Annotated in this window: 22 protein-coding genes; 11 read left to right on the top strand and 11 right to left on the bottom strand. The window is 71.6% G+C overall.

Translation table 11 applies throughout. The features are described 5' to 3' along the window. Positions 1 to 39: 39 nt before the first annotated feature. Genes nuoL through IPH07_08100 form a run of 4 tightly spaced genes read left to right on the top strand, consistent with a single transcriptional unit; the run spans position 40 to position 8,169 of the window. Positions 40 to 2,349 carry an NADH-quinone oxidoreductase subunit L gene (gene nuoL, locus IPH07_08115; GenBank protein ID MBK6917348.1) on the top strand — a complete coding sequence of 770 codons (2,310 nt, stop codon included), beginning with the start codon at positions 40 to 42 and terminating at the stop codon, positions 2,347 to 2,349. After that, positions 2,346 to 4,286 (top strand): NADH-quinone oxidoreductase subunit M, encoded by a 1,941-nt coding sequence (locus tag IPH07_08110; protein MBK6917347.1) that lies wholly within the window; start codon positions 2,346 to 2,348, stop codon positions 4,284 to 4,286. The genes nuoL and IPH07_08110 overlap by 4 nt, the downstream gene beginning before the upstream one ends. Continuing rightward, positions 4,283 to 6,463, top strand: a complete 2,181-nt coding sequence (locus IPH07_08105; protein MBK6917346.1) for a hypothetical protein — start codon at positions 4,283 to 4,285, stop codon at positions 6,461 to 6,463. Before IPH07_08110 ends, IPH07_08105 begins: the two co-directional genes overlap by 4 nt. Beyond that, positions 6,460 to 8,169 carry an OPT/YSL family transporter gene (locus IPH07_08100; protein ID MBK6917345.1) on the top strand — a complete coding sequence of 570 codons (1,710 nt, stop codon included), beginning with the start codon at positions 6,460 to 6,462 and terminating at the stop codon, positions 8,167 to 8,169. Before IPH07_08105 ends, IPH07_08100 begins: the two co-directional genes overlap by 4 nt. A 58-nt stretch (positions 8,170 to 8,227) precedes the next feature. On the opposite strand, the gene IPH07_08095 is transcribed toward IPH07_08100, so the two are convergent. The 3 genes from IPH07_08095 to IPH07_08085 all read right to left on the bottom strand — a co-directional run bounded on the left by IPH07_08095 (position 8,228) and on the right by IPH07_08085 (position 12,410). Then, positions 8,228 to 9,799 carry a 3,4-dehydroadipyl-CoA semialdehyde dehydrogenase gene (locus IPH07_08095; GenBank protein MBK6917344.1) on the bottom strand — a complete coding sequence of 524 codons (1,572 nt, stop codon included), beginning with the start codon at positions 9,797 to 9,799 and terminating at the stop codon, positions 8,228 to 8,230. 71 nt (positions 9,800 to 9,870) lie between these two features. Continuing rightward, positions 9,871 to 10,422, bottom strand: a complete 552-nt coding sequence (locus IPH07_08090) for a hypothetical protein (protein MBK6917343.1) — start codon at positions 10,420 to 10,422, stop codon at positions 9,871 to 9,873. 56 nt (positions 10,423 to 10,478) lie between these two features. Then, positions 10,479 to 12,410 carry a hypothetical protein gene (locus tag IPH07_08085; protein MBK6917342.1) on the bottom strand — a complete coding sequence of 644 codons (1,932 nt, stop codon included), beginning with the start codon at positions 12,408 to 12,410 and terminating at the stop codon, positions 10,479 to 10,481. A gap of 66 nt (positions 12,411 to 12,476) precedes the next feature. Here IPH07_08085 and IPH07_08080 point away from each other — a divergent pair, with 66 nt between their 5' ends. Further along, positions 12,477 to 13,460 carry a LysR family transcriptional regulator gene (locus IPH07_08080; protein MBK6917341.1) on the top strand — a complete coding sequence of 328 codons (984 nt, stop codon included), beginning with the start codon at positions 12,477 to 12,479 and terminating at the stop codon, positions 13,458 to 13,460. A 101-nt stretch (positions 13,461 to 13,561) separates the two neighbouring features. Here IPH07_08080 and IPH07_08075 read toward each other — a convergent pair whose 3' ends face one another. From IPH07_08075 to IPH07_08055, 5 genes are all read right to left on the bottom strand, one after another. Further along, complete coding sequence (locus IPH07_08075) at positions 13,562 to 13,744, bottom strand: hypothetical protein (GenBank protein ID MBK6917340.1); 183 nt, start codon at positions 13,742 to 13,744, stop codon at positions 13,562 to 13,564. Next, entirely contained in the window at positions 13,741 to 14,088 is a 348-nt protein-coding gene (locus tag IPH07_08070; GenBank protein MBK6917339.1) for an HPF/RaiA family ribosome-associated protein, read from the bottom strand. Before IPH07_08070 ends, IPH07_08075 begins: the two co-directional genes overlap by 4 nt. Positions 14,089 to 14,167: 79 nt before the next feature. Further along, the gene (gene nhaA / locus IPH07_08065; GenBank protein MBK6917338.1) at positions 14,168 to 15,457 is read right to left on the bottom strand and encodes a Na+/H+ antiporter NhaA; all 1,290 of its coding nucleotides are present in this window, start codon (positions 15,455 to 15,457) and stop codon (positions 14,168 to 14,170) included. A gap of 96 nt (positions 15,458 to 15,553) precedes the next feature. Next, entirely contained in the window at positions 15,554 to 16,450 is an 897-nt protein-coding gene (locus tag IPH07_08060; protein ID MBK6917337.1) for a LysR family transcriptional regulator, read from the bottom strand. Between the two features lie 139 nt (positions 16,451 to 16,589). Beyond that, positions 16,590 to 17,312 carry a Bax inhibitor-1/YccA family protein gene (locus IPH07_08055; GenBank protein MBK6917336.1) on the bottom strand — a complete coding sequence of 241 codons (723 nt, stop codon included), beginning with the start codon at positions 17,310 to 17,312 and terminating at the stop codon, positions 16,590 to 16,592. 166 nt (positions 17,313 to 17,478) lie between these two features. Here IPH07_08055 and IPH07_08050 point away from each other — a divergent pair, with 166 nt between their 5' ends. From IPH07_08050 to IPH07_08035, 4 genes are all read left to right on the top strand, one after another. After that, positions 17,479 to 17,988 (top strand): hypothetical protein, encoded by a 510-nt coding sequence (locus IPH07_08050; protein ID MBK6917335.1) that lies wholly within the window; start codon positions 17,479 to 17,481, stop codon positions 17,986 to 17,988. 111 nt (positions 17,989 to 18,099) lie between these two features. Beyond that, positions 18,100 to 19,017 (top strand): glycosyltransferase family 2 protein, encoded by a 918-nt coding sequence (locus IPH07_08045; GenBank protein MBK6917334.1) that lies wholly within the window; start codon positions 18,100 to 18,102, stop codon positions 19,015 to 19,017. Between the two features lie 90 nt (positions 19,018 to 19,107). Further along, positions 19,108 to 20,361, top strand: coding sequence for an AI-2E family transporter (locus IPH07_08040; GenBank protein MBK6917333.1), 1,254 nt, complete (start codon positions 19,108 to 19,110; stop codon positions 20,359 to 20,361). Between the two features lie 39 nt (positions 20,362 to 20,400). After that, positions 20,401 to 20,823, top strand: a complete 423-nt coding sequence (locus tag IPH07_08035) for a LytTR family transcriptional regulator (GenBank protein ID MBK6917332.1) — start codon at positions 20,401 to 20,403, stop codon at positions 20,821 to 20,823. A 7-nt stretch (positions 20,824 to 20,830) separates the two neighbouring features. Here IPH07_08035 and IPH07_08030 read toward each other — a convergent pair whose 3' ends face one another. Both IPH07_08030 and IPH07_08025 read right to left on the bottom strand, forming a co-directional pair. After that, the gene (locus IPH07_08030) at positions 20,831 to 21,661 is read right to left on the bottom strand and encodes a hypothetical protein (protein ID MBK6917331.1); all 831 of its coding nucleotides are present in this window, start codon (positions 21,659 to 21,661) and stop codon (positions 20,831 to 20,833) included. 8 nt (positions 21,662 to 21,669) lie between these two features. Continuing rightward, a complete protein-coding gene (locus IPH07_08025) occupies positions 21,670 to 22,080 on the bottom strand; it encodes a hypothetical protein (protein MBK6917330.1) in 411 nt (136 codons plus the stop codon). Positions 22,081 to 22,163: 83 nt separating this feature from the next. Between IPH07_08025 and IPH07_08020 the strand changes: the two genes are divergently transcribed. Next, positions 22,164 to 22,748 carry a hypothetical protein gene (locus IPH07_08020; protein MBK6917329.1) on the top strand — a complete coding sequence of 195 codons (585 nt, stop codon included), beginning with the start codon at positions 22,164 to 22,166 and terminating at the stop codon, positions 22,746 to 22,748. Between the two features lie 164 nt (positions 22,749 to 22,912). Further along, positions 22,913 to 23,581 (top strand): hypothetical protein, encoded by a 669-nt coding sequence (locus tag IPH07_08015; GenBank protein ID MBK6917328.1) that lies wholly within the window; start codon positions 22,913 to 22,915, stop codon positions 23,579 to 23,581. Positions 23,582 to 23,598: 17 nt separating this feature from the next. Here the strand turns inward: IPH07_08015 and IPH07_08010 are convergent, their stop codons facing one another. Beyond that, on the bottom strand, positions 23,599 to 24,342 hold the full coding sequence (locus tag IPH07_08010) for a class I SAM-dependent methyltransferase (GenBank protein ID MBK6917327.1): 744 nt from the start codon (positions 24,340 to 24,342) through the stop codon (positions 23,599 to 23,601). Position 24,343 lies beyond the last annotated feature (1 nt).

The following is a 24,343-nucleotide window of genomic DNA, read 5'->3' as shown; positions in this document are numbered from 1 at the left end:
CCTCCGACGACTCTTCCCCCTCGCTCCTTTCGCTCGCCCATGAACGAAGCCAATCTCACCCTCGGCTGGATCCCGCTGTTTCCGCTCGTGGCGGCGCTGTGGAACCTCGTCTTCGGGCGCTGGATCATGCGCACGCTCGGCGACCGCCTCGGTCGCGAAGTCGTGCACCTGGTCGCGATCGGAGCGGTCGCGTTCTCGTGCTTCTACACCTTCTCGATCGTGTTCGAAGCGATGGTCGGGCAGGGCTACGACCGCGTGGTCCATCGCATCTACCCGTGGATCGTCTCGGGCGAGACCATGGTCGGCTTCGATCTGATGATCGACCACCTGTCGGCCGTGATGTGCATGGTCGTGACCGGCGTGGGTCTGCTGATCCACATCTTCTCGGTCGGCTACATGGCGAAGGACGGCTCCTACTGGCGCTACTTCGCGTACCTCAACCTGTTCATGGCCGCGATGCTCATCCTGGTGATGGGCAAGTCGCTGGTGCTGACCTTCGTGGGCTGGGAGGGCGTCGGGCTCTGCTCCTACCTGCTCATCGGCTACTACTACGACGAGAGCGAGAAGGCCTCGGCCGGCCGCAAGGCCTTCATCGTCAACCGCATCGGTGACTTCGGCGTGATCCTGGGCATGCTGCTCATCTACGCGGTCACCCACAGCCTCGACTACGACGCCATCAAGGCCGCCTGCGCCGCGGGCCCCGACTCCGACCTGGTGACCAACACCATCTTCGGGGTCTCGATCGCGACCGCCGCGACCATGCTGTTGTTCGTCGGCTGCACCGGCAAGAGCGCCCAGCTGCCGCTCTACACCTGGCTGCCCGACGCGATGGCGGGCCCGACCCCGGTCAGCGCGCTCATCCACGCCGCGACCATGGTCACCGCCGGCGTGTACCTCATCGTGCGGCTGAACCCGTTGTTCGCGCTGTCGCCGATCACCATGTCGGTGGTCGCGCTCATCGGCGCGCTCACGGCCCTGTTCGCCGCGACGATCGGCATCACGCAGAACGACATCAAGAAGGTCCTGGCCTACTCGACGGTGTCGCAGCTGGGCTACATGTTCCTCGCCGCCGGCATGGGCGCGTGGGGGGCGGCGGTGTTCCACCTCGTGACCCACGCGTTCTTCAAGGCGTGCCTGTTCCTCGGCTCCGGCGCCGTCATCGAGGCCTGCCACCACAACCAGGACATCCGCACGATGGGTGGCCTGCGCAAGAAGATGCCGTGGACCGCCGGCACCTTCCTCATCTCGTGCCTGGCGATCGCCGGCATCCCGATCTTCGCCGGCTTCTTCTCGAAGGACGAGATCCTCCTTCACGCGTACACCAACGCCAGTGCGTGGTCGCCGGGGCTGAACTACGTCGCGTACGCGCTCGGCCTGGTGGCCGCCGCGTGCACGGCGTTCTACATGTTCCGGCTGTACTTCCTCACCTTCGAGGGCAAGTTCCGCGGCGACCACCACACCTGGGAGCATCACGTCCACGAGCAGTGGATCATGTCGTTCCCGCTGGTGGTGCTGGCGATCCTCGCGACCTTCGGCGGGTTCCTCGGCGTGCCGCACGTGACCCCGGGGCACCTGCCGCACGTGCTCGACGAGTGGCTGCATCCGATCACGCAGCTGTCGGCGACGTTCTCGGGCGAGTACTTCGTGGGCGTGCGCGAGGGCTTCGCCGACGAGCACGGCCATGTGCTGGCGGGGGTCGAGCTGGGCATGATGGCGCTCTCGGTCGGCATCGCGGTCGCGGGCATCCTGTTCGCGCGCAGCCTCTACAAGGACGGGCCATCGGCGGCCGCGGCCGACTGGGCCAAGCGCCTCGGCGGGCTGTACCGCGCCAGCCTCGGCAAGTACTTCGTCGACGAGATCTACGACGCCTCGATCGTGCGCCCGGTGCGAATGGTCGGCGGCGTGGCCTACCAGGTCGGCGATCAGCTGCTGGTCGACGGCGTCGGCGTGGGCGGCGTGTCGTGGAGCGTCGGTGCCATCGGCAACCGCGTTCGCATCTGGCACAACGGCAACGTGCGCCGCTACCTCGCGGTGCTGCTCATCGGTGTCGCGATCGTGCTGGCGTCGGTGTTCGCCAACCCGACGGTCACCGTGGCCGGACCCAACCCCGTGCATCCCGTGGATGCGGGCGGGCTACGACCGACCCTCGGTGCGCAGCCGATCCACGTCGAGGGGCCGGGCTTCGAATTCGATCTCGGGCCGGACAACGTGCGTCGTCCGGGGCCGCCGCCGCAGGCCGCTCCGGTGCAGCCGCCGTCGCCGGGTGATCGGCCGGTCGTGGATCCGTTGGGGGGCCGGCCACCGGCGCCCCAACCTGGGGCCCGCGGCGGGGCAGGAGGTGCGCCATGACCGACGTGCTCACGATGTTGTTGATCGTGCCGATGCTCGGCGCACTGGTGGTGGCGACGCTGCCGTCCGGCGAGACCCGTCTCGCGCAGGGCGTGGGCCTGGCCATCGCGGTGCTCGAGTTCCTGATCTCGATCCCGCTGGCGACCGGCTTCGTGGTCGGCGAGGCCGGCATGCAGTTCGAGACCAAGCTGCCGTGGATCCGCGACCTCGGCATCCACTACCACGTGGGTGTCGACGGCTTCAGCCTGTGGGTCGTCGTCCTCACGACGCTGCTGACCCCGCTGTGCATCTGGGGCGCGTGGCGCTCGATCGAGAAGCGCGGCGGCGAGTTCGTGGTCGCGATGCTGGTGCTCGAGACCGGCATGATCGGGACCCTCGTCGCGCTCGACATGATCCTGTTCTTCGTGTTCTGGGAGCTGATGCTGGTGCCGATGGCGCTCATCATCGGCATCTGGGGCAGCGAGCAGCGCGTCGCGGCGGCGGTGAAGTTCTTCCTCTACACGATGGTCGGCTCGGCGCTGATGCTGGCGGCGATCATCTACCTCGCGGTGCAGCACCACACGGCGACCCGCGGGGTCTGGAGCTTCGACTACAACGACCTCTCGCAGGTCGTGCTCACGCCCGAGGCGCAGTTCTGGTGCTTCTGGGCCTTCGTGCTCAGCTTCGCCATCAAGGTGCCGCTGTTCCCGGTGCACACCTGGCTGCCCGACGCGCACACCCAGGCACCGACCCCCGGCTCGGTGATCCTCGCCGGCGTGCTGCTCAAGCTCGGCACCTACGGCCTGCTGCGCTTCGCGTACCCGCTGTTCCCGCTCGCTGCCGGCGAGGGCTCGCAGCTGCTCGCGATCCTCGCGGTGGTCGGCATCGTGTACGGCGCCCTGGTCGCGTGGGTGCAGAGCGATGCCAAGCGCTTGGTCGCGTACTCGTCGGTCAGCCACATGGGCTTCATCGTGCTGGGCATCACCAGCTTCAGCACCCAGGGCCTCACCGGCGCCACCTACCAGAGCCTCGCGCACGGCCTCACCACCGGCGCGCTCTTCATGGCGATCGGCGTGCTGTACGAGCGCCGCCACACCCGGCTCATCTCGGAGTTCGGCGGGCTCGCCAAGCCGATGCCGATCTTCGCGGCGATGTTCATGATCGCGATGCTGGGCTCGGCCGGTGTGCCGGGCCTGGTCGGGTTCGTGGGCGAGTTCCTGATCATGGTCGGGACCTTCACCCACGGCGGCCTCACGCTCTACGCGGTGCCGATCCTCGTGGTCGTCGCGGCGACCGGCGTGATCCTCGGCGTGGTCTACCTGCTGCACCTGTTCCAGAAGCTGATGTTCGGGCCGCTGTCGAACCCCAAGAACGTCGACCTGCCCGACCTCAACCTGCGCGAGATCCTGGTGTTCGTGCCGTTCGTGGCGCTCATCGTGCTGATGGGGCTGTACCCGCGGCCGTTCACGGCGCGCATCGACCCGACCTCGCAGGCCGCGGTGGCCCAGTTCAACCTCAAGCGCTGCGCGTCGATCTTCAACGCCAACGGCGATGGCCCGATGCTGCTCGCCGAGCTCGTCGATCGCTGCCCCGATCCCGAGGCGCGCATCGCTGCGACCTACGGCGACGAGCGCCCGGCCGAGGCGGCGAAGGCCTCCGAGGCCAAGCAGCGGGCCGAGGCCGCCGCGCAGGAGAAGGCCGCGCGCGAGGCCGCGACCAAGGCGGCGGCGCAGCCCACCCCGGGTGCGGGTGCGCAGCCCGTGCCCACGCCCGGCGCCGCCGGTGCGCCCGCACGTCCGGCGGGTGCGCCCGGGGCCGTGCGCCCACCCGCGGGCCAACCCCCCGGCCCGCCACCAGGGACGGCCGCGCTGCGCCCAGCGCCCGGTGAACCGGCGCCCAAGGCCGTCGCGCCGGCGCCCGACCGCAAGGCCGACGCGAAGGCCGGAGGCAACCCATGAACGCTCTGCTCGCCACCTTCGCCCCCGCCGCACCGGCCGCGGCCGCCGACGCCGTTGCCACCACCACCGCGGCAGCGACCACCGCCGGCGCCACGGCCCTGGCCGACATGGCCCAGCTCGCGCCGATGATGATCGTCGCGATCTGGTCGCTGCTGCTGCTCGCCGCCGATGCCTTTGCACGCCCGGGCGCACGCGGGTTCCAGCGCCGCGTCGCGCTCGCGGGCGTGGGCCTGGCGATTGCCGTCGCGCTCACGCAGTTCGGCGCCGTCGAGCTCGATCGCGGCGTGTCCGTGTTTGCCGGCCTGCTCGCCGTCGACCACTTCTCGGTGCTGCTCGACCTCGGAGTCTTGGTGGTCGCCGGCGGCGTGCTGGCATTCGCCGGCGACTATGCCCGCTCACACCGCTTCGAGTACGGCGAGCAGGAGTCGCTGGTGCTCATCGCCGCCTTCGGCATGATGATCCTCGATCACGCGACCGACCTGGTCACGGTGTTCCTGGGCATCGAGACCATGAGCATCGCGATCTACGTGCTGGTCGGCGCGCGGTGGAACGCGCGGGCCTCGGCCGAAGCCGCGTTCAAGTACTTCATCATGGGCGCGTTCTCGTCGGCGCTGCTGCTGATGGGCATCGCGCTGGTGTACGGCGCCTGCGGCACCACCAACCTCGACGCACTGGCCGGCCAGATCGCCCAGGTCTTCACGCAGTGGGGCGCCGCGCAGCCCTACGTCGAGCTGGCGATGCACCCCGAGAACGCGCCGATCGACGCGGTGCACCACGCCGCCGACAAGGCCGTCATGGGCATGGCCCCGGCCGCGCTGTTCATCCCCGGCATGCTGCTGATGCTGACCGGCCTGCTGTTCAAGGTGAGCGCGGTGCCGTTCCACATGTGGACGCCCGACGCGTACGACGGCGCGCCGTCGCCGACCACCGCCTTCATGGCGGCCGGCGTGAAGATCGGTGGCTTCGCCGCGCTGCTCAAGGTGTTCGTGGGCTCGTTCGCGACCCAGCGGCTGGCGACCGCGCCCTACGGCTGGACCTCGGTGGTGGCCGTGCTGGCGCTGGCGACCATGACGGTCGGCAACTTCGCTGCCGTGCAGCAGACCAACGTCAAGCGGCTGCTGGCGTACAGCTCGGTCGCGCATGTCGGCTACATCCTGGTCGGCGTGGTCGCGGCGGCGAACTTCTACGGCCACGCGTTCTCGATCGGCACCATGCGTGCGCAGGACCAGATCGAGTGGTCGCGCATGACCGGTGACTTCTCGGTCGCGGCGGTGATCTTCTACGTGCTGACCTACGCGGTCTCGACGCTCGGCGCGTTCGCCTGCGTCAGCTGGTACGGCGCCAACAAGACCGAGGGCACCACCGCCCACGAGTGGTCGGGTCTGGCCCAGCGCCACCCGGCCATGGCGCTGGGGCTCACCATTTGCCTGCTGTCGCTGATGGGCATGCCGCCGACGGTCGGCTTCTTCGGAAAGCTGGCCATCTTCCGGGCCGCGCTGGAGAACGACAACCTCGTGATGCGGGTGCTGGTGATCGCGGCGCTGCTCAACTCGGTGGTCGGCGCGTACTACTACCTGCGCCTCATCGTGAGCATGTACTTCCGCCCGCCGGGCAACACCGAGATCCCGACCCTACCGGGCCGCGGCGCGCGGGTCGTGGTGGGCGCGTGCGCGGCGGTTGCGTTGACGCTCGGACTGCTGGGGGACACCGCGTTCCGTCGTGCCGAGCTGGCGGCCGCCGGCTTCCCCTACGCCGCGGGCTCCGATCGACGTGAGGCCTGGGTCGACCGGCTGCGCACGCGCTGGGAGGACGAGGCGCTCGCGGAGGACGGAGTCGAGGGCGACGACGCCGCGAAGGGCGACGACGCGAAGGCGGACGCGAAGGGCGACGACGCAAAGGGCGACGCGAAGCCGGACGCGAAGCCGGACGCGAAGCCGGACGCGAAGCCGGACGCGAAGGCGGGCGACGCCGTCGACGCGAGGGCGCCGGCGGAGCGACGCGAGCCGGGCCTCGCCCCCGGCGGCGAGGCGAAGGCGCAGCCGCGGGGCGGCGGACCCATCGTCGCGCCGCGCCCGACTGGGCCGGCCGACGCGAAGACGCCGGCCACCGACGAGGCCAAGGCGCCCGCGCCCAAGGGCGCCGACGCCAAGGCCGACGACGCCAAGCGCGGCCCGTGACTGCCGAGCGCGAGCTGACCGCGCGCGCGGTGGTGGTCGCGCTCGCGGTCGCGGTCCTGATCGGCGTCTCGTATCCCTACGTGGTGCTCAAGCTCGGCTTCGGGCCCAACATCGCGGTGGTCTCGGCGTTCTTCGGCTGGATGATGCTGAGCGTCGTCGCCAAGGGCGTGAGCATCAAGCGCGAGAGCAACCTGGCCCAGGCCGCGGGTCTGATCGCCGGGCAGACCGCGTTCCTGTGCACGATCCTGGCCGCGTTCGACATGCTCACGGCCGATCCGGACGTCGCGATCGACCTGCAGCTGGGCAAGCTCGAGATCTTCGCGTGGCTCACCACCGCGGGCGTGCTCGGCGTGTTGATGGCGGTGCCGCTGCGGCAGCACTTCGTGGTCGACGAAAAGCTGCCGTTCCCCGACGGCCTCGCCGCCGGCGAGACATTGTTGGTGCTGGACGCCCGGGGCGAGGGCGCCCGGCAGGCCGCGCGCGCGATGATCGGCGGCCTGGTCAGCTCGGCGGCGCTGTCGTTCGCGACGCTGCGCCACTTCATCGCCGAGGTCGTGCCGATGAAGCTGGGCGCGTTCGCGGCGGTGACCGGCTTCGGCGTGTCGCTGAGCCTGCTCAACCTCGGCTCGGGGATCATCATCGGGCTGCGGATCTGCGCCAACATGGTGGTCGGGTCGCTGCTGTCGTGGGTCATCGCGCCGCCGCTGCTCGCCGCCGCTGGCATCATCGCCGCCGACGCGCACAAGACCGACATCCTGCTGTGGGTGATGTGGCCTGCGACCGGCATGATGGTCGCGGGCGGGCTGACCTCGCTGTTCCTCAAGTGGCGCATCCTCGCGCGGACCTTCCGGCAGCTGTCGGGCGCCAGCGTCGACGCCGGCGACTTCCCGATGCGGTGGGTCGTGATCGGCAGCAGCGTGGCCGCGGTGGCGCTGCTGCTGGTGCAGCGCTACGGCCTGGGCCTGCCGCTGTGGCAGACGCTGCTGGCGCTGCTGTTCACGATCCCGCTCATGCTCGTGGGCCTGCGGGTGTTCGGCGAGACCAACTGGGGGCCCATCAGCGCGCTGTCGAACCTCATGCAGGGTGTGTTCGGCTTCATCGCGCCGGGCAACGTGCAGGCCAACATGGTCGCCAGCGGCGTCACCGGCTCGATCGTCGCGGAGTCCGAGGGGCTCATGCAGAGCTACAAGACCGCCGAGATGGTCGGCTCGACGCCGCGCTACGTGACGATCATCCAGCTGATGGCGGTGCCGGTCGGTGCCATCTCGCTGGCGTTCGCGTACCCGGTGCTGCGCGACATCTACGGCATCGGCGGTGAGCACGGGCTGCAGAGCCCGATCTCGCAGAAGTGGGTCGGCTTCGCGAAGCTGCTCTCGCAGGGGCTGCACGTGCTGCACCCCAGCGCACTGCTGGCCCTGGGCATCGCGGTCGTGCTCGGCGTGGTGTTCACCGTGCTCGAGCAGAACCGCCGCTGGCATCGCTTCGTGCCGTCGCCGACCGGCATCGGCATCGGCATGCTGGTGCCCGCCAGCGCGGTGGTGACGATGTTCGTGGGGGCCGTGATCGCCGCCGCGGTGAGCCGCCGCCGCGGCGGTCAGCAGCCGCCGTGGATGCTGCCGCTGGCGTCCGGCTTCATCGCCGGCGAGGCGCTGGTGGCCGTCATCATCCCGATGCTCATCGTGCTCGGCGTGATGTCGGCGATGTGAGGCGCGCCGCGGCCGGAGCCGACGCTCGCGGTGGCGGGCGTCGTCACCCCCGTCGTCGTCACTCGTGGCCGAGCAGCCGCGCGAGCTCGGCAGCGCCCCCTTGCAGCGTGGTGCGCTGCAGGTACGGCGCCAGGCCAGCCTTGCCGCCCAGCTCGCCACCGGCGCCCGCACGACCGGGACCGCCATGGTTGGCCACCGGGAACACGCAGCCGGGCGCCAGCGAGGCGCCGGCGATCTTCTCGGTCGCGAGCACCATGCGACCCAGCCACGGCGCGATCGCAGCGATCGCCGCCGCGGTGAGCTGACGATCGTCGCTGTAGAGCGTGCCGACCAGGGAGCCCTGCCCAGCGGCGACGATCTCGGCCGCCTGCGCCACGCTGCCGTCGTAGGGCAGTAGCGTCGCGACCGGGCCGAACACCTCGTGGGCGTGGAACGGCGCCGACGCATCGCGGGCCGCGGCGGCGGTGGCCTCGAGCAAGATGGGCTCGAGGAAGCTACCGACCCCATCGGCGACGCCGACGAAGCCCGTGCGCTCGGGGTTGCCGTGCACGATGCGGGCAGCACTCGCCAGCTTCGCGATCCCGCTGCGGGCGTCGGCCAGCTGTGCACGGCTCGACAGCGGACCCATGCGGACCGCGTCGTCGGCCGGGTCGCCGGTCTTGGCCGCGATCGCCGACAGTCGATCGAGCAGCGCGTCGCGCAGCGCCTCGAGCTGGGCCTGCGGCACCAGGATGCGCCGCGTTGCGGTGCACTTCTGGCCGGCCTTCTGGGTCAGCTCGGTGACGCAGTCGCGCACCACCAGATCGAAAAGCTCGCTGCCAGGCTCGACGTCGGGGCCGATGATCGCGGCGTTCAAGCTGTCGGCTTCGAGGTTGACGTGGGCATTGGTCGCGATCACGCGGGCGTGGCCGCGGATCTTCGCGCCGGTGTCGGCCGAGCCAGTGAACGCGATGACGTCCTGCGGGCCCACGTGATCGAGCAGATCGCCGGCGGGGCCGAGCAGCAGCTGGAACGCGCCGGCCGGCAGCAGCTTGGACTCGAGCATGAGCTCGGCAATGCGTGCCGCGAGCATCGCGGTGCTGGTCGCGGGCTTGCTCAGCACCGGCATGCCCGCGAGGTGGGCGACCGCGAACTTGCCAACCATGCCCCACGCGGGGAAGTTGAATGCGTTGATGTGGATCGCCGCGCCCAGCCGCGGCGTGAGCACGTGCTGCGCCCGCAGCTTGCTGCCCTTGTGCAGCGGCTCGGGCTCGCCCTCGGCCAGCTGCGGCGCGACCGGCAGCTCGGCGCCGATGGTGGCGTAGGTGGCCAGCACCGCGATCGCACCGTCGATGTCGAACTTGGCGTCGCCGCGGGTGTTGCCGCCGTTGGCCACCGCGATGCCGATCAGCTCCTCGCGTGCGCCGTGCAGCAGCTTGGCCAGCGCGCCCAGGGTCTGCGCGCGATCGCGGAAGCTCTGCGCGCGCAGGTGGGCACCGCCTTCGCTGCGGGCCCACGCCAGCGCCTCGCCGAGGCCGCCGACGGCGTGCACGCTCGCGAGCACCGCGTCGGTGGCCGGATTCACCAGTTGCGTCGGCTTGCCGTCGCCGGTTCGCCACGCACCCGCGAGATAGCTGGAAAGCTGCTTCATGCGGCCTCGGACGCTAGCAGCCCGCGCACGGGCCCCGCAACGCACCAACGACCACGGCGAGGCCGCAGGCCTCACGCGCGGAGGGTCGCGACGCCCGCGTGTGTCGCTGCACTCGGCGGCTTCGGGGCCGGTGGTGGCGGCGGGGGCGAGCGACGCGGCGCAGGTGCGACGTCGCACGTCGGCGGCCGCGGGGGTAGGGCGCGCGCCCGCTGCAGCGGCACGCCGTCGAGCGTCGGTCGGCAGGCATCGATGCGCGGGGGCGCGGGTGGAGCTGTCGTCGCCCTCGGTGGGCGCGTCACGTCCACGAAGGGGTCGCGCAGGTCGGGCGAGGGCAGCGGCTCGACCTCGGCGTGGACGGGCACGAAGGGGTCGCGCAGATCGGGCGAGCCGGCGTGGGTGTCGGCCAGCGGCGGGCCTGCAAACGGATCGCGCAGCGCGTGTTGATGCAGCAGCGCCAGCTCGCGGGCGGTGCGATCGTCGGGCGCGCTGCGCGGGGCTTCGCGCCGCGTCGCGGGCGTCGGCGCCCCATGGCCCGCGGCGTCGCTGCGCTCGCGTGCGCCGTCTCCGGCCGTCGGGGCCGCGACGGCGAGCGCGAGTGCGAGTGCGGTGGCGAGGGTCCCCACGACGGCAATCAGGCTACCGCAATCGAGGCTCGTGTCCGCACCGAGACGGAGTGCGATCACGCCGCTGGCAGCGCGCGTGGGTCCGTGAGTCGACCCGTGATCGCGCTCGCTGCGGCCACCGCGGGGGACACCAGGAACACCGGCCCCGGCGCGCCCATGCGGCGATCGAAGTTGCGGTTGGTCGTGCTCGCGGTGGTCTCGCCGGCGAGCGGGATCCCCGGGCCGTTGCCGATGCATGAGCCACAGCCGGGCGGCGTGACGACGGCCCCGAGCGCGCGCATGCGCGCGAGGATGCCCTCGGCCTCCGCGGCGCGGTGGACCTCGGCCGATGACGGCGTGACGGTCACGCGGACGCCGGGCTTGATCGTGCGGCCGCGCAGCACCACGTCGGCGGCGCGCAGATCCGCGAGCGAGCCGCCGGTGCAGCTGGCGATCACGACGTTGTGCACGTCGACGTCGGTGACCTCCGCGAGCGGCTTGCGGTTGCGCGAGTCGCCCGGCGTCGCGACCGTGAGCGGCACGTCGTCGAGGTTCACCCGGACGGTGCGGACGTACTGCGCGTCAGCGTCGGGGGTGACGAAGCGGCGCTCGACATCGTCGCCGCGGCCGTGCTCGACCAGGAACTCGCGCAGCGCCTTGCAGGGCTCGACGATGCCGGTCATCAGCCCACCCTCGACGGTCATGTTGGTGAGCACGCTGAGCTCGTCGACGTTCCACTGATCGAGGCCCGGCCCGCCGAGCTGGATCACGCACGTGTCGGTCGGCGACTCGCGCCACTGTTCCTCGCGGAAGAACGCATCACCGATGAGGTGCAGGATCAGATCCTTGGGCGACAGCAGTCCGCGGGCGTCGCCCTCGACCCACACGCGCACGGTCTTCGGCACCGTCACCGGAATCATGCCGGTGCGCAGCGCGAACGCCATCGCGGTCGAGCCGACGCCGAACGCAAAGGCATTCAGCACGCCGGCGGTGGGGGTGTGGCTGTCGGTGAGCACGATGATCTCGCCGGGGCGCGCGTAGTCCTCGACGACGATGCGGTGACAAACCCCGGCCTGCAGCGCGCGGCCGGGGCCGTGCACGCGGATGCCGTTGCGCTCGCACGACTCGACCATCTCGTCGCGCAGCTGGCGGGCCGGCGCGAGCCGGGCGCGCTTGACGTTGTCGGGCACGGTCGGCTGGTCGATGAGCACGAAGTGATCCTCGAACGCCGCGACCTGCTCGGGGCGCGTGACCGGAGCACGGTCCCACTCGCTGGCGTAGAGCGACATCACCATGCCACCGGTGTACTCGTGCACGCCGCGAAAGCCGGCCTCGCACAGCACCTGATCGCCGGGCTGCACCGCCGCGATCCCCAGCGGGCGGCCGCGGCCGGCCCACGCGCGCGCCGCCACGATCTTCTCGATGCAGGTCATCGGTCGCGCGGCGACGTCGACCTCGTAGCTGGGCTCGAGGGTCCCGGCCAGCCACTGCGAGCCGTAGCGCAGCAGACCGCCGGCCTCGGCGACCGCGCGGAAGAACGGCGGCAGCGCCTGCGCCAGCGCGGCGGTGTCGACCTCCTCGCCCGCCGACAGGCGCGCGAGCACGCCGAAGTCGGTGGTGAACGGCAGGCCGCTGTAGACCATGTTCTCCTGGAAGATGCGCTGGAAGCTCTTGGCCACCACCAGCTCCACGCCCGCGCCCTGGTGCGCGACCACGGCGACCTCGCGGCTCGAGCCGCTGCCGTAGGCATCGCCGCCGACGACGACCTGGAAGCCACCGCTGCGGATCTCGTCCTTGCGCACGACCTCCTCGAAGTTCTCGAGGAAGTACGGCCCGAGGATCTCGGGCGTATAGCCGAGCGTGCAGGCGGCCCCGCTGATCATCGCGTCGGTGTTGACGCCGAACGCCAGTGGACGGGCCGCGACGTCGGTGACCTCCGCGCGGTCGAGCTGGCGCCGCAGCGCCTCGGGGTCCTCGCACAGCCACAGGATCCGGCCGGAGAGCTTCATCCCATCTGGGCTAGCACCCTGGGGTAATGTCCTCAAGATGGCGATTTTGGGTGCATGATATGACTCGTGAACGAGACATTGCCCAGGCCCGGCCGGACGCGCCGCGCGCACGTCGTCCGCGGCCACGCGCCGACGGCGATGGATGTCGACCTCGAGGACCTGCGGGCCTTCATCGACATCGCGCAGCGTGGATCGATCCAGTCGGCGGCGCGCGGCCGCGGGCGATCGCGGGCGACCTACGTGCGGTTGTTGCAGCGGCTCGAGCGCGCCTTCGCCGTCGAGGCCCTGCTCGAGCGCGCGCCCGGGCAGCGCCAGGGGCTGCTCACGCCGCAGGGCGCCGAGCTGCTGCGACGCGCACAGCAGCAGGTGCGTCAGTGGGACGAGTGGCGTGTGCACACCCGCGATGCGCTCGCCGGTCGCAGTGCCGCGCTGCGCATCGGCACGCTACCAGGCTCCTTCGATCTGATCGCGGAGTCGCTGTCGGATCTGCGCGAGCGTCATCCGGCGCTCGAGCTCCGCATCGGCGAGTACGACGACGATGCGCTGCCGGGGGCGATCCGGGCCGGTGAGGTCGACCTCGGCTTCGCGACGCTCGAGCAGGGCCGCGCGCCCGCGGGCCTGTCGGCGACGGTGCTCGGCGAGCTGTCGTGGGCCGTGATCGCGCCGCGGGCGATGGCGGCGCGATTGCCCGCGCAGGTGAGTCTGCGCGATCTCGACGGCGTGCCGCTGGTGGTGCTGCGCCAAGGCCCCGCGCGCGAGCGCATCGAGCGGAGCTTCGTCGAGCACGGCGGCGCGCGGCTGCGCTTCGATCCCGCGTTCGAGGTCGGTGCCACACCGCGCGTGGTCGAGCTGGTCGCACGGGGCTTCGGGCCCGCGATCGTGTCGCGCTTCCGCTTGGCGTTCCTGCCGCGCGGCGTCGTGAGTCGACCGCTCGTCGACGGCCCGCCGCCCCTGCGCGCCGGCGTGCTGCACCGCCGCGGCGCAGCGCTCGGTGCCGAGGCCGAGCAGCTGCTGGTGCTCGCGCGCACCCGCTTCGCGCAGCTGTCGTAGCGGCGGCGCGCGTGGCCGCGGTGTCGCCCCCGCCCACGCACGTGGGAGGGCGGCCCGCGCTCCCACGTCGGGCTTGGAGCGCGCCGGAGCCCCCCGAACCCTCATCGCCTCGCTCGTCGCCCGCGAAGCTCGAGCAGGACACCGCGGGTCGTCGAGGCCGCGGGGTCGAGTGCCGGCAGCTCGTGATCCCCAGCGGCCTCGAGCGCGACCCCTGTGGCCGCGAACGCCGAGGCCATGAGCGCCACGATGAACAACAGCCCGATGAGCGCGACGGCGGCGATCATGAGTCGACCGTCCCCACGCTCGACCAGCCCGCGCTGCGGCGCTCGAGTCGACGTTCGAACGCGCGCTGGATGCTCCGCGACAGGCGCTCGAAGGCGCGGTCCACCGCGTCGCGCACGCTCTCGTCGCGCGACGCGACGGTGATCGACGGCAGGCCGTCGAGCGCGGCGGTCGCACGACACACCTTGTCGACCCCGCCCCGGGGGCCGTTCGCGTCGGTCAGCGTCACGTGCAGAGCGGTGACGCGGGATGCAAACCGAGAAAGCGCGAATCGAGCGCGTCGATCGACGTGTTGGGTGATTTCGTCACTCACGGCGAGGTCGCGGATGCGGAGATTGATGTGCATGCAGACCAGTCTTGGGGTCCGAGCGCGCACCGTCCAATCGAACGCACGTGCATGCGTCATAGAAAATCCGGCAGGGCGACTACGCCGGCGCGTGCAGGAGGATGCGGCCGGCGATCCACGCGGCGACGGCTGCAACGCCGCTCGCGACCAGCACGCCGAGGCGAGCGGCGTCGAGCGAGGCCGCATCCCCGAACGCCAGCGTCGCGATGAAGAGCGACATCGTGAAGCCGATGCCGGCCACCAAGCCGAGCACCAGCACCGCCCGTGCGGGCACCTGCGGCGGCAGCGTGGCGACGCCTGCGCGTACCACCAGCGCGACGCCCAGGCACACGCCGAGCGGCTTGCCGATCACGAGACCACCCGCGATCGCGCCCACCGTCAGCATCGTGGTGTCGTCGAAGGTGACCGCGCGGAGGTCGACACCGGCGTTGGCCAGTGCGAACAGCGGCATGATCACGAACGCGACCCAGGGATGGAGCGCGTCGATCAGGTCGGCCGCGGGCGAGGTCGCCTCGCGCTGTGCCTGCCGCAGCTCTCGCAGCGACGCTGGCGTCACCGGCTCGTCGGGTTCGGGCGCCGCAACGTTGCGGCCGACGGCTTCGACGAGCTCGCGGCGTCCGAACCACGCCGTCACCGGCGTGAGCAGACCGACCACCACGCCGGCGATCGTCGGGTGCAAGCCACCGACGTACGCGCCGACCCAGACCGCGAGCGCGGGCACCACATAGACGCCGCGCAGGCGAACGCCCGCGAGCTGCAGTACGAGGATGGCAACGATGCCGAGCCCCGCGATGCCGAGCCCGGTGAGCTCGACGCCGTCGCTGTAGAACGCGGCGATCACGACGATCGCGCCGAGGTCGTCGATGACCGCCACCGCCAACAGCGTCACGCGCAGGCTCGCGGGCACCCGCGGCCCCAGCAGCGCCAGCACGCCGAGCGCGAACGCGATGTCCGTCGCCATCGGCACGCCCCAGCCGCGGCCCAGCGTGGGCGCGTCGTGGGTCATCGCCACGAAGATCAGCGCAGGCACCACCATTCCGCCGATGGCGGCGGCCAGCGGCAAGGTCGCCTTGCGGAGGCTGTCGAGCGCGCCGCTGGCCATCTCGGAGCGAATCTCCATGCCGACGACGAAGAAGAACACCGCCATCAAGATGTCGTTCACGACCCACGCCAGCGAGCGCGCCACGGTGTGGGCGCCGATGCCCACGCTCACCTCGGTGGCCCACAGCCGCTCGAGTGCGTCGGACCACGGGGAGTTCGCCCACAACAGCGCCACCGCGGTCGCGACCACCAGCAGGATCCCGCTCGCGCTCTCGATCTGGGCGAAGCGCTCGACGGGCGCGAGCACGCGGCCGACCGCGCGGTGCATGGGTGACCACGCACCCGGAGGGGTGGGTTTGGTCGGGGCTGGCTTGGCTTCGCTGTGGGGCACGCTTCGGCTCCGTTCGGCAAGGGCGGCGTCGCGTCACCCGACCAGCAGCGCTCGGGCGGCCCCCGAGATTGCCGACACCGCGGGGTGGCGGATCCGCTGCTCGAGGGTGATCGCGTAGTAGCGCTCGCGGATGGCGCTGCAGGTGCCGATCGGCACCACGCCGTAGGCATGCGCGAGCTCGTCGGCGACGATCGTCGGGGCTGCGAAGACGCCGAAGCCAGCCCGCGCGAAGGTCTTGAGGAGCCCGGTATCGTCGAACTCGCCGACGATCCGCGGGCGCACGCCGTTGGCCTCCAGCCACGCGTCGACCGAGCGGCGCAGCGACGTGTCGGCCGCGGGGCAGAGCATCGCTTCGCCGTCGATGCGCCGTGGAAAGTCCTCCCGCAGCGCCGCGGCGCGGTCCGGCGTCGCGAACAACGCGACCGTGCTCTCGCCCAGCAGGTGGTTGAAGGCGCGCAGGTGCAGGCCCGGCGGAATCGGGGCGTCGGCCAGCACGAGGTCGAGCTCGTGCACCGCGAGCTGGCCGAGCAGGTGCGCGAGACTCCCTTGCCGGGCGACGAGGCGCATGTCCTGCTGGGCCGCCAGCGCCGGCTGCAGCAGCCGGCAGGCGACGAGCTTCGGCAGTGCGTCGGCGCAGCCGACCAGCAGGCGCAGCACCTCCGGCACCGGATCCCCGACGAGCCGCAGGATGTCATCGCCGAGGGAGAAGATCTCGTCGGCCCGCTCGAACACCCGCTGCCCCACTGCGGTCAGCCGCAGCCGACGTCCCGCCCGGTCGAACAAGGTGACGCCGAGCGCGCGCTCGAGCTCCCGGATCTGCGCACTGACGGTGGGTTGCGACAGCCGCAGCCGCTTGGCGGCGCCGCCCACGGTGCCGTCCTTCGCCGTCGCCCAGAAGTAGTGCAGGTGGTGGTAGTTCAGCCAGGTCACGGGCGCCGGTGACAAAGCTAGCCGCACCGCCCGGCACGACCAATCGATGTTTTGCGCGCCTTCTATCGAGATTCTCGATAGGAGGCGCGACGCCCAACTGCGACGCCAACAGGGTTCGTCGCGTGGGCGAAGGCGCGGGCTAGTCGCGGCTCGAGCCGAACAGGCGCAGCAGCGACAGGAACATGTTGATGAAGTTGACGTAGAGCGCGAGCGCGCCGTTGATCGCGAGGTTCCCAGCGCCGCCGTGCATCTTGTAGACCTGGCGCAGCATCTGGTTGTAGTAGGCGGTGAGGCCCGCCGACACGACCACCACGACGATCGAGATCGCGTAGGAGAGCCCGCTCGAGTGCAGGAACAGGTTGATGAGCGAGGCGATGACCGCCCCCATCAGCACCATCGCGAAGAACTGGCCCATGCCCGAGAGGTCGCGCTTGGTGACGAAGCCGAGCGCCGCCATGCCGGCGAAGATGCCGACGGTGCCACCCAACGCGCCCAGGATGCTGGCGCCGGTGTAGACCAGCGGCACATAGCTGATCATCACGCCGATCGCCGCGGCGTAGAGCATGAACAGCGCCACCGCCATGCCGCGCGACATGCTGGGGATCTTCGCCGGCAGCACGAATGCCATGATGAGCGGCACCGCGAGCGCGACGTAGTAGAGGCCGGTCGGCCCGGTGGGGCCGTAGAGCAGACGGATCGCCGAGATGTTGGTGGCGATGAGCATCACCATCGCGGCGGTGACGGCCAGGCCCGCGGCCATCCAGCCGTAGACGCCGGTCATGAACCGCTGCAGGCCCTCGTGCAGGTCACCGCGGGGCGAGGTACGCTGGGCGAATTGGGGCTGCTGGTGGTAACCCTGCATGCCGCAAGTGTTACCACGGCGAGGCGGTTGATCAACCATGGGTGAGCCGAGCGAGCGGTCGGTGCCAGGACGTGCGATCGCGGTGGATGGAGTTCACTGCGGCGTGGGGCGGGCGCGCGCGCACGGGCGCGGTCGCGGTCGCGGTCGGTGGGCTGCGTGGGCGGTCGTGGTCGTGATCGCGGGTGGCTGCGGCCCGCGGACGCGCCGACCTGCCCACATCACCTGGGCACGCACCCCCGCGGTCGGCACGCCGGAGCACTGCCCCGACGACGCGATCGATCTCACGGGCGACGGGATCCCGACCACCGACCGCACGCGGTGCTCCTACGCGGATGCCAGCAGCGGCCAGGTCCGCGTCCACGGCAAGGTGCTCGACGCACCGCGGGCGGGCGCGGCCCTCGGCGCGCCACGGCGCGACGTCGAGGTCGAGCTGCGGCAGGTCGACGCCCACGGCGTCTGGATCCAGACGCTCGGGCGCGCCACGACCGATTCCCAGGGCGGCTTCACCATCCGCGGCAACCTGCGGCTGCCCCGCAAGACGCCCGGTTACCTCGAGGTGCGGGCCGGCGACGGTCGCAGCGAGCGCTGGCAGTGGGAAGGGCGCGGGCCATGGCACCGCGACGACGTGCGGGTGTTGGTGCCGGCGCCTGCCGCCGACGGCGCGCCGCGCGAGTGATGCCCGACACCCACGCGCGTGCACCCGCGAGCTCGGGCCGCCGTGGCGACTGCGCCACCATCGCGCTGCGCTGCGCACCGCCGCCCCGAACTGCTGCTAACGTCGGCGACCGTGCGGAACCTGCCGTCTTGGGTGCTGGTCACGCCGGTGCACGACGAGGGCGAGCTGCTCGAGGAGCTCGCCAGCACGATTCGTGCGCAGGAGCTGCGACCGCGTCGTTGGGTCATCGTCGACGACGACAGTCGCGACGACACCGCCGCGCTGCTCGAGCGGCTCGCGGCGCGCGATCGTTGGATCGACGTGATCCGATTGCAGCGCCGCGGCACCACCGGCGCCGCGCGCTACGCCGAGGTGTTGGCGCAGGGCTTCCGCGCCGCGATCGAGCTCGCCGAGGCCGAGGGCGAGCGCATCGACTTCGTCGCCAACATCGACGCCGACGTGCGGCCACCGCCACAGCTGTTCGCGGAGCTCGTGCATCGCTGTGCCGGTGATCGCACGGTCGGCATCGCGTCGTGTCGGCTCGGGATCGTGCACGACGACGGCAGCTTCGCACCCCAGCTCGATCATCCCTGCGGTGCGCCGCGCTCGGGCCTGCGGCTGTGGCGACGCGAGTGCCTCGATCAGGCCGCGTTCTACCCGACGCCACACTGGGGCAGCGTCACCGGACTGCGCGCACGCAACCGGGGCTGGCGCGCGGTGGTCTACGACGATCTGCGCGCCGAGCTGGTGCGCGGAGACGGCAGTCGACGCGGGTGGTGGGACGGCTGGCGTCGCATCGGCGAGGGCGCATGGTTCGTGGGCGCGCACCCGCTGTCGATCGCGATGCAGGCGGTGGTGGTCTCGGCCAAGGAGCGCGACTTGAAGGGCGTGGCGCTGCTGGCCGGCTACCTCGAGAGCGCGCTGCGCCGGCGGCGTCGCTCCAACGACCCCGAGCTGCTCGAGTTCTACGGCGATGCGCTGCCGCGGCGACAGCTGTCGGCCGCGGTCGCCAAGCTCGCGCGACCACTGCACCGCCGCGGCGGGCCGTAGCGGCGGAATGCCGGCGATCGCAGGCACGGCCCCGCGGCGGTGAACCTGGCGCGGGGCCGCCGCCTCGCCGTGATACAACCCTGGCCGGCCATGAACGACGAGACCCGTCGGCTGTTCCCGCGTTGGGTCGTCGCGTTGGCGGCGATGCTGCTGGTCGGTCTGTTGCTGTGGGCACTGCGCGGCGTGCTGACGCCGGTGTTCTTCGCGTTCCTCATCGCGTACATGCTCGATCCGGTCGTCGATCGCTTCGAGCGGCGAGGGCTGCCGCGCGCGGTCGGCATCGTGATCGTGCTGTCGGTCGTGCTCGGCGCGCTGGCGCTGTTTGGATTGCTGGCGGTCCCGGCGGTGGCCCGCGACGTCACCGGCTTCGCGGCGGAGCTGCCGGGTGCGATGCAGCGGCTCATCGCGCGCCTGCAGCCGCAGCTCGATGCGATGGGCATCCCGGTGCCGCACAGCGTCGGCGAGGCCTTCGCGCAGCTCGGGCTCGATGGCAAGGCGGTGGCCGACAAGGCCGTCGGGCCCGCGACCACGGCGCTGCAGTGGCTGCTGGGCGGCACGATGTCGATGCTCGGCGCGCTCGCGAGTCTGGTGATCGTGCCGGTGTTCGCGTTCTACCTGCTGTACGACTTCGATCGCATGATCGCGGCGATCCGCGACCTGGTGCCGCCGGGCTGGCGGCCGTTCGTGGTCGACGTGGCGGGCGAGGTCGACGCCGTGCTGGGCGAGTTCGTCCGCGGGCAGCTGACGGTGATGCTGATCCTCGCCGTGCTCTACGGCGTGGCCTACTCGCTCGTCGGCGTGCGGCTGGCGATCGTCATCGGCGTGGTCGCGGGCATGCTGTCGTTCATCCCCTACGTCGGCGGTGCGACCGCGCTGGGGCTGGCGATCCTGATGAGCCTCATCGACTGGCACGGGCCCATGCAGCTGGTGTGGGTCGGCGTCGCGTACGGCGTGATCCAGCTGCTCGAGGGCTTCGTGATCACGCCGCGGGTGCTGGGCGAGAAGGTCGGGCTGTCGCCGATCTGGGTGCTGCTGGCGCTGATGATCGGCAGCGAGCTGTTCGACTTCCTCGGGGTGTTGCTGGCGCTGCCAGCTGCGGCGGTGGTGAAGATCTTCGCGATGCGCGGGCTCAGCTGGTATCGCAGCTCGGCGTTCTTCCAGCAGGCTGCACCGCCAGCGGGCGTGCCGCTGCGGGGGTTGGCGGCGCTGCTGCAGCAGGAGGGCCTGCCCGACGATGCGCAGCTGGCGGCGCGCAAGGCGGCGGCCCGCGACGACGATCCGACCACCGATCCGAATCCCGACCTCGCCAAGCGGGCCGATCCACCCCCGTCGGACCCCGCGTAGCGGTGTAAGCGGCCCCTGCCGCCCCCGTTCGTGCCTGACGTGCAGACCGCCATCGACCTCGTCCATGTGCCGGGCACGGCCGGCCAGTCGACCCCAGAGCTCGCCCGCGAGCCGCGTCTCGACGCCGGCTTCCCCTCGCGGTTGTTGTTCCGCGACACCGGTCGGACCCTCGGCATCGACGTCGACGAGATCGACTGGGTCGAGGCCGCCGGCAACTACGTGCAGATCTACACCGCACGCAAGGTCCACCTCGTGCGCCACACCGTGAAGGCGATGCAGACCAAGCTCGACCCCTGCCGCTTCGTGCGAGTGCGGCCGAGCGCCATCGTCAACGTGCTCGCGGTCGCCCGCGTCGTGCACCGTCCCGGCGGTGAGTACGTGGTGACGCTGCGCGACGGCGTGCAGATCCCGACCAGTCGCGGCTTCCGAGCCGACGTCGAGCGCGTGCTGGTGCGACGGTAGCCGGCGGTCAGCCCGGGCGCTTCGCAGGCGCGCGGGGCGGCGCGGGTGATGGTGGAGGATCGCTCGCCGGTGCGGCGGGTGCGGTGGGCAAGGCGAACTGCGCGTCGTCGATGTCGACGTTGGGCTCGAACTTGATGACCTCGTTGTCGGCGGTGACGACCGAGGTGATGGTCTTGGTGCGCACGGCGTGCTGCAGCGCGCCCAGCGGGCGGTACTCGAGCACGACGATCTCGACCGGGAGCTCGCCCATCGGGCTGACCTGGGAGAAGCGCTGGCTGGCCAGCAGGTGGGTGGTGGCGTCGAAGCGCAGGAGCAGCTCGCTGCCGTCGTCGGCGGCGAGCACGACGTCGAGGAAGCTGCGGCCGTCCTGCTCGTGACGCGCGATGGTGCGAGCGGTCGCGAAGTACTCGGCCCAGTCGTGCGCGAGCGAGATGCTGGTGGCCCAGCGGGCCTGGCGAGCCTCCTTGCCCGCGAGCGTGCGACGACCGCTGAAGGGATCCTCGGCGACGACCGCGGTGCCGTCGTACCAGATCGAGCTGGGCCCGACGCCCTGCATCACGACCTCGAGGTGGAACTTGCCGTCCTTCCACCACAGCTTGGTGTCGCCGCGCAGGCCCTGCTGCGGCAGGTCCATGCGCGACTCGAGGTAGTAGCTGTGCAGCGCCTCGTGGGCCGCCGCGCCGCCCGCCGCCTCGACCGCCTGCGCGAGCACGAGCTGCGCATCGGGGAGCTCGACGTCGCGGCTCACCGTCGCCGGTGCCACGGCGGGCGCCGGCGTGGTGGTGGGCCTCGGTTGGCAGCCCGCCGCGAGCAGCAGCACGGCCACGCGTCGTCGCACGGGTGGCGTCATCCGCCGCTGCCCGAGCCTGTGCCTGAGCTCGAGGAGCCTGAGCCCGAGCTGGTGCCCGAGCCGGAGCCCGAGCTGCTGCCGGAGCCGGAGCCGGAGCCGGAATCCGAGCCCGAGCTGTCGACTGCGACGTCCAGGCACGGCATCGGCGATCCGGTCGACTCGCTGGTGTTCACCGCACCGAGGCACGGCACCGGCATGCCGGTCGAGCCATCGCTCGTGGTGGGGGCCGGCGCGTCGAGGCACGGCGTCGGCCCGCCCTCGGACCCGCCGCATGCGGTGACCGAGAGCCCCGACAGCGCGATCGCGATGAACCGCTGTCGTCGCGCCAAGATGGCCTCTCGATCGCGCCGGGCCGCCGCGCCCGCGCCGTCGTCGTCGTCACCGTCACCGTCATCCACCGGAACCATCGCGGACAAGCGTCGCAAGCCCGGCGCGGCGTCGTCAAGCCAGCATCGCAGGGCCGCGGTGATTGCCGGCTATACTGGCGAGGATGTCGACGAAGATCGCCCTGCGGCTGCGCAAGCTCCACGATGGCTCGTTGCTGGTGGGCGAGTTCGACTCGCCCGAGGACGCGCGGCAGTGGTTGCGCGAGCGTCCCCGCTTCGTGCAGGTGGTCGGCGTCGCCTCGAGCATCGACGAGGCCCTCGCGGCGGAGCTGCGCACGTGCATGCGGGACCTCGACGACGACGAGCGGGCGCTCGCCCACGCGCTCGACGAGGCGCGCTTGGCTGCGCTGCGCGATCAGATCGCTGCCGAGGAGGCTCGCGTGCAGGCGGCCCATGCCGCCGCCAAGGCCGCCAACGTCGACGCCGATCCCAACCGACCGATGGTGGTCGCGTGGGACATCGACCACGGCTTCGCCAATGGTGACCCCGACGACCCGCGCGAGCTGACCGAGCGGGCGTGCAAGGCCGTGACCGCGTGGGTCGCCGAGCGCAACGAGTGGGTCCATGGCCGTACGCAGCACGTCGTGCGGGCGCTCGTGACCGTGTGGCCGGGGCCGATCCCCGGCGGCGACGAGGACGAGCGCTGCCACCCGGGCGGTCAATTCGAGGTCGCGCCGGGCCTCCGCTGAGCCCGCTGCTCCCGCTGCTCCCGCCGGGGCGCCCATCACCCCGCGGCACCCCGCGCCACCCCGTGGCCGACGCCGCCGTTTCTGACACACGCCTGCCGCGTCGTATCGTCGACGGGGATGCTTCTGGCTTGCGCGCAGGGTGGTTCGGGGGTCACCATCGGATCGTGGTGCAGCTCGGCGTACTCGCGCTCGCGCTCATCGCTACGGCCCCGCCGTGGCGTGACGAGGACGCGCCGCCGCCCGCCGAGGGCGACACCGCCTCGCGCCTGCGCGTGCACTTCGATCTCGAGGGTGCGTACTGGCAGGCCCGCGTCAGCGGCACGCCCCAGGGCGCGCGCCTGCAGCACGATGGCGCGGGCGTGCTCGGCTACAAGCGCATCGGCTTCGGCTTCGGGCTCGGGTGGGGCCTGGGCGACTGGCTCGTGGTGGGTGCGCGCGGAGACCTCTTCATGGTCCCCGGTCGCGCACCCGACGGTCGTGCGCAGCTGACCCGCGGCGGATCCTTCTCGCCCTACGCCGAGCTGCTGTTCGCGCGGGTCCGTGGGGTACGTCCATTCCTGCTCGCGCGCGCGGGCCTGGGCGGCACCACCAGCTTCGCCCATGACGCCGGCGAGTGGAGTGCCACCGCGGTGCGATCGTTCGTGCCGTCGGTCGGCCTGGGCCTGGGCACGCACGCGTTCATCACGGAAGACCTCGCGTTCGACCTGATGGTGGTCGGCGACTATCGCTGGAACCTGCGGCCGCGCGACGGCAAGAGCTTCGAGACCGGCTACGCCCTGGTCGACGCCCAGCTCCTCGTGGGCGCGTTCGTGGGCTTCTCGCGGTGGTTCTGACGCCCGGGCGGGTCGGCTCAGCGTCGACCCACGGCCACCAGCCGTCTCGCGCCGGGGCCGTACGGTCGCCCGTCGACGTCGCCATACAGCGCGACGTCGGAGAGCCCCGCCCAGTGCATGAGCTCGCGCAGCTCCTTGCCCGAGAACAGCGTGTGCTCGAAGTGCACGCGATCCACCCGGTCGCCCTGCGCGATGATCCACTCGGTCTTCACGCGGCACCAGTCGTCGACCACCTTCACGCGCTGGATGAGCAGCGCGCCGTCGCGCTCTTCGACCGGCGGGCTGTCGGCGTGCAGGCGCTCGGCCAGTGCCTCCTTGCCGAGGGTGTCGATCACGATGGTGCCGCCGTCGGCGAGCGACTCGACCATGTTCTTGAGCGCGCGCATGTCCTCGGCCTCGGTCGAGAAGTAGCCGAACGACGTGAAGAGGTTGAGCACCAGGTCGTAGTGACCCGGTCGCGCGAAGCTCCGCATGTCCTGCTCGACCCACTCGACGCGCACCCCCTCGGCGCTCGCGCGGCGTGTGGCCTCGCCCAGCAGGTACTTGCTCAGATCGACGCCGGTCACGTCGAAACCGCGGCGGGCCAGCGGCACCGCGTGGCGGCCCGGTCCGCAGCAGAGATCGAGCGCGTGCCCCTGTCGCACCCCGGTCAGCGCGATCACGTGGTCGATCTCGGTGGCCGCCTTCGCGAACAGCTCGGGCGAGAACAGCACCGGGTAGATGCGAGCCCAGAAGTCGTCGTCGGCGTACCACTCGGTCATG

Source organism: Deltaproteobacteria bacterium (assembly GCA_016709225.1).
GTDB classification, from domain to species: domain Bacteria; phylum Myxococcota_A; class Polyangia; order Nannocystales; family Nannocystaceae; genus Xiheibacterium; species Xiheibacterium phototrophicum.
This window is presented reverse-complemented; position numbering and strand designations above follow the sequence as displayed.